Origin of the sequence: Chryseobacterium takakiae, from assembly GCF_900129385.1 — a bacterium.
GTDB classification, from domain to species: Bacteria; Bacteroidota; Bacteroidia; order Flavobacteriales; family Weeksellaceae; genus Chryseobacterium; species Chryseobacterium takakiae.
In genome coordinates, this window is the sequence record NZ_FQVO01000027.1 from 1 (window position 1) to 8,493 (window position 8,493).

5 protein-coding genes are annotated in these 8,493 nt (G+C 37.0%); 4 read left to right on the forward strand and 1 reads right to left on the reverse strand.

The genetic code is table 11. From position 1 onward, the window contains the following. Positions 1-134: 134 nt before the first annotated feature. The 3 genes from BUA76_RS18800 (at position 135) to BUA76_RS18810 (ending at position 3,862) form a co-directional block, all read left to right on the forward strand. Positions 135-1,157 carry an RNA-binding protein gene (locus tag BUA76_RS18800; protein ID WP_072886339.1) on the forward strand — a complete coding sequence of 341 codons (1,023 nt, stop codon included), beginning with the start codon at positions 135-137 and terminating at the stop codon, positions 1,155-1,157. A gap of 132 nt (positions 1,158-1,289) precedes the next feature. Beyond that, positions 1,290-2,648: an oxygen-independent coproporphyrinogen III oxidase gene (hemN, locus tag BUA76_RS18805; RefSeq protein WP_072886340.1), complete on the forward strand. Its 1,359-nt coding sequence runs from the start codon at positions 1,290-1,292 to the stop codon at positions 2,646-2,648. A gap of 5 nt (positions 2,649-2,653) precedes the next feature. Beyond that, on the forward strand, positions 2,654-3,862 hold the full coding sequence (locus BUA76_RS18810; protein WP_072886341.1) for a hypothetical protein: 1,209 nt from the start codon (positions 2,654-2,656) through the stop codon (positions 3,860-3,862). Between the two features lie 25 nt (positions 3,863-3,887). Here BUA76_RS18810 and BUA76_RS18815 read toward each other — a convergent pair whose 3' ends face one another. Then, entirely contained in the window at positions 3,888-5,249 is a 1,362-nt protein-coding gene (locus BUA76_RS18815) for a PQQ-dependent sugar dehydrogenase (protein WP_072886342.1), read from the reverse strand. A gap of 215 nt (positions 5,250-5,464) precedes the next feature. Between BUA76_RS18815 and secD the strand changes: the two genes are divergently transcribed. After that, entirely contained in the window at positions 5,465-8,377 is a 2,913-nt protein-coding gene (secD, locus tag BUA76_RS18820) for a protein translocase subunit SecD (protein WP_072886343.1), read from the forward strand. Positions 8,378-8,493 lie beyond the last annotated feature (116 nt).

An 8,493-nucleotide genomic window follows, 5' to 3' on the forward strand; every position in this document is an offset into this window, starting at 1 on the left:
TAAGAAAGAGAGTCGCCTAATAAGCCATTTTCAATGATCGCAAAGAAAATTTCCAAAATAATTTGAATAACAATAATATCAAAAAATGAAGCCGAATCGTGAAATGAGACGGCTTCTTTTTATTTTTGTTGCCTATGAAAAAAACAATACCATTTTCGCTACTATTCTTAGGTGTACTTACATTTTCTCAGCAGATAGAAAGTTTTAAAACTGTTCTGAATGATAAAATAAGCATCCGTGCTTTGCAGCTCTATGACAACAAAGTATGGTACAGCGGTACGGATTCCAAATTCGGATACATTGATTTAAAGAAAACTGAAAATCAGAGACAAATTACATTATCAGATAAAAAACTTCAGTTTCGGACACTGGCTCAGAATAAAAAATATTTTTATGCAATTAATATTGAGAGCCCGGCTTATTTTTTTCAGATCAACAAAAAGAGTTTAAAATATCAGATTATTCATACCGATACAGCAAAAACCGCTTTTTATGATGCTCTTTCATTCTCCGGAAAAAACGGCATTGCACTAGGGGATCCTTACGGGAAATGCATGAATATCGTAACCACCAGCAACAGTGGTAAAAACTGGCAAACCCTGCCTTGCGGGAAATTATTTGAAATAGGTGAAGGAGAAGCTGCTTTTGCGGCTAGTAATACCAATATTTTTATTCATGATGAAGAGTTCTGGTTTGTGACGGGCGGAAAAAAATCACGTCAGTTTTATTCTTATAAAATGGGAGAAAAGCTTTATGGAAAAGAAGTACATTTTGTGAACGGAAGTTCTTCAACAGGGATTTACTCTTTGGATATCGATCCGTCATCGCGGTTCGGAATTGCTGTTGGCGGAGATTATACGAAACAGGAAGCCAATACCAATAACATTGCTACAACGAACAATGGCGGTGAAAGCTGGCAGATTCAGGCTTCGGGAGAAAATGCAGGGTATATGACCTGTGTCAGAATCAAACCAGGCTCGAAAGGGAAGGAGATTATTGCTGTAGGGGATCGGCACATCAGCTACTCATCAGATTTTGGGAAGACGTGGAAAAAGATTTCTGATGAAAAAGGGTTTTATGTGTGTCAATGGATCGATGGAAATACAGTTGTTGTGGCAGGTAAAAACAGAGTTTCATTAATGAAGCTCACATTCTGATTATAAAAGTATTTAGACTTATTATAAATTTAGAAAATTACCCTAATATATTTCATGGCTAAAAATTCATCAGATATGCGTAATTTTGTAGTATGAAACTTCTTGAAAGTTCATTAAAATTTTAAATCGAAAATGAATTCTTTAATAGATAAATATAATATTCCCGGCCCAAGATACACTTCCTATCCTACTGTTCCATATTGGGATGAAAGCAGTTTTTCCCCGGAATTGTGGAAGCAGAGTGTAATCAGGACATTTAAGGAATCGAATGCAGAAGAAGGGATTTCTATCTATATCCACTTGCCGTTCTGTGAGGCGTTGTGTACATTCTGTGCCTGCCACAAGCGTATTACCAAACAACACAGTGTTGAAATTCCGTATCTGGAAAGTGTACTGAAAGAATGGCAGCTTTATCTTAATTTGTTTAATGAAAAGCCTAAATTGAAAGAACTTCATTTAGGAGGCGGAACACCAACTTTCTTTTCGCCGCAAAATCTTAAAACTCTACTGGAAGGTATTTTTGAAACGGTGGACATTTCAGAAGATCAGGAGTTTTCTTTTGAAGGTCATCCGAATAACACTACAAGAGAGCACCTGCAGACGTTATATGATCTTGGCTTCAGAAGAGTAAGCTTCGGGGTACAGGATTACGATCTGAAAGTTCAGAAAGCAATCAACAGAATTCAGCCTTTTGAAAATGTACAGAGAGTAACGGAATGGGCACGAGAAATCGGGTACAGGGGAATCAGCCACGACCTTGTTTTCGGACTTCCGCATCAGTCCTGGGAAGCAATGGAACACACCATCCGCAAAACAATGCAACTAAAGCCGGACCGTCTTGCTTTTTATTCTTACGCGCACGTTCCGTGGGTAAAAGGAGTAGGGCAGAGGGGTTTTGATGAAAACGATCTTCCGAGTGGTGAAGAAAAACGCCGTTTGTATGAAGACGGAAAAAAATTATTGGAAGAATTAGGCTATATTGAAGTCGGAATGGATCATTTTTCTCTTGAACATGATGATTTGTATCAATCTTTGATTCATAAAAAACTTCACAGGAATTTTATGGGATATACTTCCAGTAAGACCCAGCTGATGGTTGGTTTGGGAATGTCTGCGATTTCGGATTCCTGGTATGCTTTTGCCCAAAATGTAAAAACAGTGGAAGAATATCAGAAAATAGTAGAAGAAGGGCAGATCCCTGTCGTAAAAGGACATATCCTGAACGATGAGGATCTCACCGTAAGAAGGCATATTCTGAATTTAATGTGCCAGCTTGAAACAACTTTTGATATCAACAACTCTTTTCCTGAACTTGAAAATGCTTTTGATATGCTGAAAGAAATGGAAAAGGACGAATTGGTAGAAATGAATGGTCATCATATCCAGATTACGGAGAAGGGAAGAGCCTTTACCAGAAATGTAGCCATGGTTTTCGATCTCAGAATGATGCGGAATAAACCGGAAACGAGAATTTTCTCGATGACGATCTGATCTCTATGTACAGGAAATTTCTTTTGATATTTCTTTATCTGTATGCGCTGATTTTCAGTGTTTCAAAAACCATAAGAATACCTAATCAATGGGCGCAGTCTCACTGGCTGGTAGATTACAGGTTCGGATTTATCAAAAGAGGTTTAGCCGGAGAATTATTTGGGTTTTTATCTGAAAAAAATACCTTTTCAATTACCATTCTTTCCATATCGGTATTGGCTGTGTTGTATTTTTTAATCTTAAAGATCGCTTTAAAAACGACCTGGAGCAATCCCAAAAGTTATGGTCGAATGTTATTTTTCGTCATTTTTTTGCTTTCCCAATACATTGTATTTTCGGCCCATTTGATAGGATATTTGGATCATGTTGTTTTCCTGATGACGATTTTGACGGTGTATCTTATTACCCGGAACAAATTATTTCTGGCATCAGTCATCGCAGTTTTCAGTATTTTTATTCATGAAATTTCTATTGTTTTACTGCTTCCTATCTGCTGTTTTGCCATTATTGTCAGTCAGATGCCGGAAAGTAAATTTTCTATTAAAGATGTATTTTCGCGAAATGTTTTAAAGAATCTTGCTTTATTTTTAATATTACCATTTCTAAGTGCTGTTTTTATTTCATGTTATCAGGAAATCAACGGAGGAAATTACTATACACAATTATTTTCCTATTTGAAACAATCATCAATACCTGGAAAAGTTGCTGACTCCGTCTGTTCAGCTTACACTAAAAGTTTTACCTATTATTTCAGTGAACAATATGAATATTTTTTTCAAAGAATTTTTGTTTCAAAAGCAACCGTATTTTATGGAATTCCTATTATTTTCTGTTTATGGATGATTTTTAAAGAATTTAAGCTGGATATTCGACTGTTTATTTTACTTATTGTTGTTTCAGCAATTCCCTTAATTCTTCATTCCATTGCATATGATACCTACAGGATATGGACATTCCCTTACATGATTTTGTTTTTGGGATTCTGGATTTTAAACTTAAAATATAAAGGAGAAAGTAAGCAACCAGAACCTGAAAAATTTTCATGGTGGGAACATGTACTTTTTATTACAGCCTTTCTTTGTGTTTCCTTAATTCCTGTTATTTTGTTTGATGGCGAAACTGAAAGTTTTTCCCCTGCAGTAAAATTACTACTGATCCTGCCTATACTAGGTACATTATATTTTATAAAAAAAGCTCCGGTCAAAACTGACTGAAGCCTTATTAAAATATTCTGGAAAATTATTTTACAATTAATTTTTTACTGTACGCTTTCTGATTTTCCATATTAATATGCAGGAAATAAAGACCCGTCGGTATTCCTGAAATATTTAAGCTATGGTCGCTTTCAATTTTTGCGCCTTCCAATACTTTTCTTCCTTCAGTATTGATGATGTCAATGGTTGTATTTTTTCCTTCAATTCCCTCAATAAAAACTTTTTTAGAAGCAGGATTAGGATAGATTTTTATCTGTGCCGAAAGATTATTTTCATTTGTACTTAAAGTAGAAGTCGTTACTCTGAATATTTTGCCGTTATTCACTGCTGCTACAAAAAGCTCGTTCTGATTATTAATTCCGAATGTTGAAAAATTATTTCCTGAAAATGCCGCCGACCAGGTAATGGAATCATCACTATTTAGAATTCCGATCTGCCTGGAACAGTAATCGGCAAAAATATATTTTCCCTGGAGAGCAGGATACAGTGAGCCTCTGTAAACATATCCTCCTGTAATAGAACATCTTCCTCCGGAATGGTCATAGGCAGCAACAGGGAAAGTCATGGTAGATTGTGCTGCACAACCGGATGTATTGTAGGTGCTATTGCCTTCATAGCATCTCCAGCCGTAATTGAGTCCCGCCTGGGTAATAGGCATTCTGTTGATTTCTTCAATATTGCCCTGTCCAACGTCTGCAATCATAACATTACCGGAAACCGTATCAAAATTGAATTTCCATGCGTTTCTAAGACCGTATGCCCAAACTTCATCAGCACCGTCGGTTCCTACAAAAGGGTTATCCGGTGGAATATTGTACGGACCTGTAGAATTGATATCCAGCCGTAATAATTTGCCTAAAAGAGAATTTTTATTTTGTCCGTTGTTATTGGGATCACCGCCGCTTCCTCCATCACCTGTAACAATCCACAGATAGCCGTCTGGCGCAAAATGAATGCTTCCCCCATTATGGTTGTCGAATGGTTTTGGCTGATTTAAAATGATTTTTTCCGTAGTCGCATCCGCAACATCCGAATTGGAACTTCTGGTGTATCTCGCCACAGTAATATTTCCGCTGGTATCATTGTAGTAAACAAAAAAGTACCCGTTGGTAGCGTATTGCGGATGAAAGGCAAGTCCCAGAAGCCCTCTTTCTCCTCCATAGGTAATTTTAGAGCTGATGTCTAAGAAGTTGGTTGAATTTATGCTTCCGTTCGGCTGTACGATTTTAATGATGCCGTTTTGCTGAACGACGAACATTCTCGTATCGTTGGCGTGGGTAATTTCTACCGGAGCGGTAAAACCTGTTGCAAATTCTTGCAGGTTAATACTTTGCGCATTAAAGATGCTGAAAGAAAATAAACCTGCATAAAAAAGTAAATTTTTCATAATATTTTGATATTTAGTGTATTAAATCAGAATGAAAATTTCATACCATAAAAACATTATAAAATTCATTAAAATAGCGTGAAAAAATTATTAAATCTTAAATAAAAATAAGAATACCGATATATCTGAAAATAAATGATTTCTGTTGTTAAAAATTCATAAAATTCAAGAAAATGATTATATTTGCCGACTTAATTTAACGTAGTTATAACAAAATGCAAGGAAAAGGACTTATTACAATTGTTGCTATTGTACTAGGGTTGATTTGCTTAAACGAGCTATTACCAACATGGTACGCCAGCAAAATTGAAAAGCAGGCGACTGCTATTGCAGGAGACAATCCGGAAAAGTATCAAAAAGAAATCGCAAGACTTTCTAAGGATACACTGAATCTTGGATTCACAAAACTTTATTACACCAAAGCGAAAGACAAGGAAATGAAGCTTGGTCTTGACCTTAAAGGAGGGATCAACGTTCTTTTGGAAATCAACCAAAGAGACCTTGTGAATGATTTAACCAATTATTCCACAAATCCTGTTCTTATTGAGGCTTTGAACAAAACAGATGAAGTTCAGAAGAATTCTACAAGATCGTACATCGACAATTTCTTTGAGCAGTTCGATGCAGTTAACAAAGCTAAAGGTACTAACCTTAAGCTGGCAGATCCGGAACTTTTCGGAAATACCACGCTTACTGAGGTAAAGTACAATACGCCTGACGAACAGGTAAAAGCGATTGTTAAGAAAAAGATTGATGCATCCGTAGGAACGGCTTTCGAGGTTATCAGAACCAGAATTGATAAACTGGGTGCGATACAGCCAAATGTTCAGAGGGTTCCGGGTACAGCCAGAATTTCTGTTGAAATGCCGGGGATGAAGGACATTGATAAAGTGAAAAAGATGCTTCAGACTTCTGCTAAACTTCAGTTCTGGGAAGTGCAGCAATCTCCTGAAGTATATCCTTATTTCCAGACATTAACTACAATGATCGCTGCAAAAGGTGATTCTATGGGGGTTGCAAAAAATGTAAACCTTCTGAACATTTTGCAGAAAGGTAAATCCATGAGCCAAAGTGCAGTAGGAAGTGTAAAATTGTCCGATACGGCTGTTGTGAATAAAATTTTAAACAGCAAAGTGGCGCAGTCTTTACGTCCTGCCAACATAAAATATACACAGTTCATGTGGGGCTACAAGCCTGAAGCTTCAGATGCCGAAAGCTTGGTATTGTATGCCATCAGAGGAAATATCAACCAGAAAGCTCCTGTAGATGGTGCTGTTGAAACTGCAAACATCGGGTACGATGAATTGAGCAGAGTAGTGGTAGACATGCAGATGGATTCTAAAGGTGCTAAAGAATGGAAAACATTAACAGAGAAAAACGTTGGGAAACCAGTTGCTGTAACCCTTGATAACAGAGTTTATACTGCACCGAACGTAGTCAACGCAATCCCTAATGGTAGGACACAGATTTCCGGTAACTTCTCTCAGGAAGAAGCGAAAGAATTGGTAGACGTATTGGGAGCAGGTAAATTACCTGCCGGGGCAAAAGTAGTTCAGGCTACGGTTGTTGGTCCTTCTTTAGGTCAGGAATCTATTGATGCAGGTTTGATGTCATTTATGATCGCATTTGCAATCATTATTGTTTATATCATTTTCTATTACGGCGGAGCGGGTGTTTATGCAGTAATTGCAATGATCATCAACCTTTTCTATATTTTTGGTATTATGGATTCGGGCGACTTTACGCTTACACTGCCTGGTATTGCGGGTATCGTTTTAACGATGGCGGTTGCGGTTGATACAAACGTTATTATTTATGAAAGAACAAAAGAAGAATTATTTGCAGGGAAAGGTATCCTTGAAGCATATAAAGACGGATTTAAACATGCATTGAATGCGATTATTGATGGTCATACCACTACTTTCTTAACGGCAGTTGTATTGTTCTTCTTCGGAACAGGACCTATCAAAGGTTTTGCTTTAACCCTGATGATCGGGGTTGCAATGACGCTATTCACGTCTGTATTACTTTCAAGAGTAATGATCTTCTCAAGATTAAATAAAGGAAAAGGACTTTCAGTATGGACGCCGGCAACGAAGAACTTATTCAGAAATACATGGATCGATTTCATCGGGAAAAGAAAATATGCTTACATTTTCTCAGCGGTTTTAACGGTGGTTTGCATTATTTCAATCGCTACACACGGTTTCAAATACGGGATTGACTTTACCGGTGGTAGAAACTATGTGGTAAGATTTGACAAAGATGTAAAAGCAGAAGATGTTGAAAACAAACTGGTAGCATTGTTTAAAACGGAAGACGGTAAAAACTCTTCAGTGGAAGCTAAAACTTTCGGAAGCAACAATCAGTTAAAGATCTCTACCGATTATCTTATCGAAGATGAATCTTTAAAAGCAGACCAGATTATTGAGCAGAAATTATACGAAGGATTAAAATCAGAATTACCTGCAGGAACAACGTTAAAAGATTTTAAATCTGCAGATAAAGAACACGCAGGAATTATTTCTTCCGAAAAAGTAGGACCTTCTGTTGCAGATGATATCAAAATTCACGGGCTATATGCAGTACTGGGAGCATTAGGAATTATCTTTATCTATATCTTATTGCGATTCAGAAAATGGCAGTTCTCCCTTGGTGCGGTGGCAGCATTGTTCCATGATGCGGTTATTATTTTGGGAGCATATTCTTTGCTTCACAAATATATGCCTTTCAATATGGAGATCAACCAGGATTTCATCGCAGCAATCCTTACGGTATTAGGATATTCCATTAATGATACGGTAATTATCTTTGACAGGATCAGGGAATATCTAAGAGAGAAGAAATCATTAACATTAGCAGGATTATTTGATGATTCAATTTCCAGTACGCTGGGTAGAACATTCAACACCTCATTTACTACGATCCTTGTAATTTTAGCCATTTTCATTTTCGGAGGAGATAATCTGAGAGGATTTATGTTTGCGATGTTAATCGGTATCGGTTTCGGGACGTATTCATCCATCTTCGTGGCATCAGCAATTGCCTATGACTTCCTGAAAACAGGTAAAGAAGAAGAGGTTCACGGCAAATCTACTACCAACAAAGAAGTACTTGCTTCAAAATAAAAGTAAACTACAATAAATAAGAAGAAGCCGTCTCACAACTGAGGCGGTTTTTTTTATTAAAAAAAGTTGTAATATTAGCGAGTATTTTGTATATTTATCTGGTAATCAGTCATATA

Bases quoted from the DNA above. Each gene is read 5' to 3' on its own strand.
- BUA76_RS18810 (WP_072886341.1), top strand. From the start codon at position 2,654: ATGTACAGGAAATTTCTTTTGATATTTCTTTATCTGTATGCGCTGATT.
- BUA76_RS18800 (WP_072886339.1), top strand. From the start codon at position 135: ATGAAAAAAACAATACCATTTTCGCTACTATTCTTAGGTGTACTTACA.
- secD (WP_072886343.1), top strand. From the start codon at position 5,465: ATGCAAGGAAAAGGACTTATTACAATTGTTGCTATTGTACTAGGGTTG.
- BUA76_RS18815 (WP_072886342.1), bottom strand. From the start codon at position 5,249: ATGAAAAATTTACTTTTTTATGCAGGTTTATTTTCTTTCAGCATCTTT.
- hemN (WP_072886340.1), top strand. From the start codon at position 1,290: ATGAATTCTTTAATAGATAAATATAATATTCCCGGCCCAAGATACACT.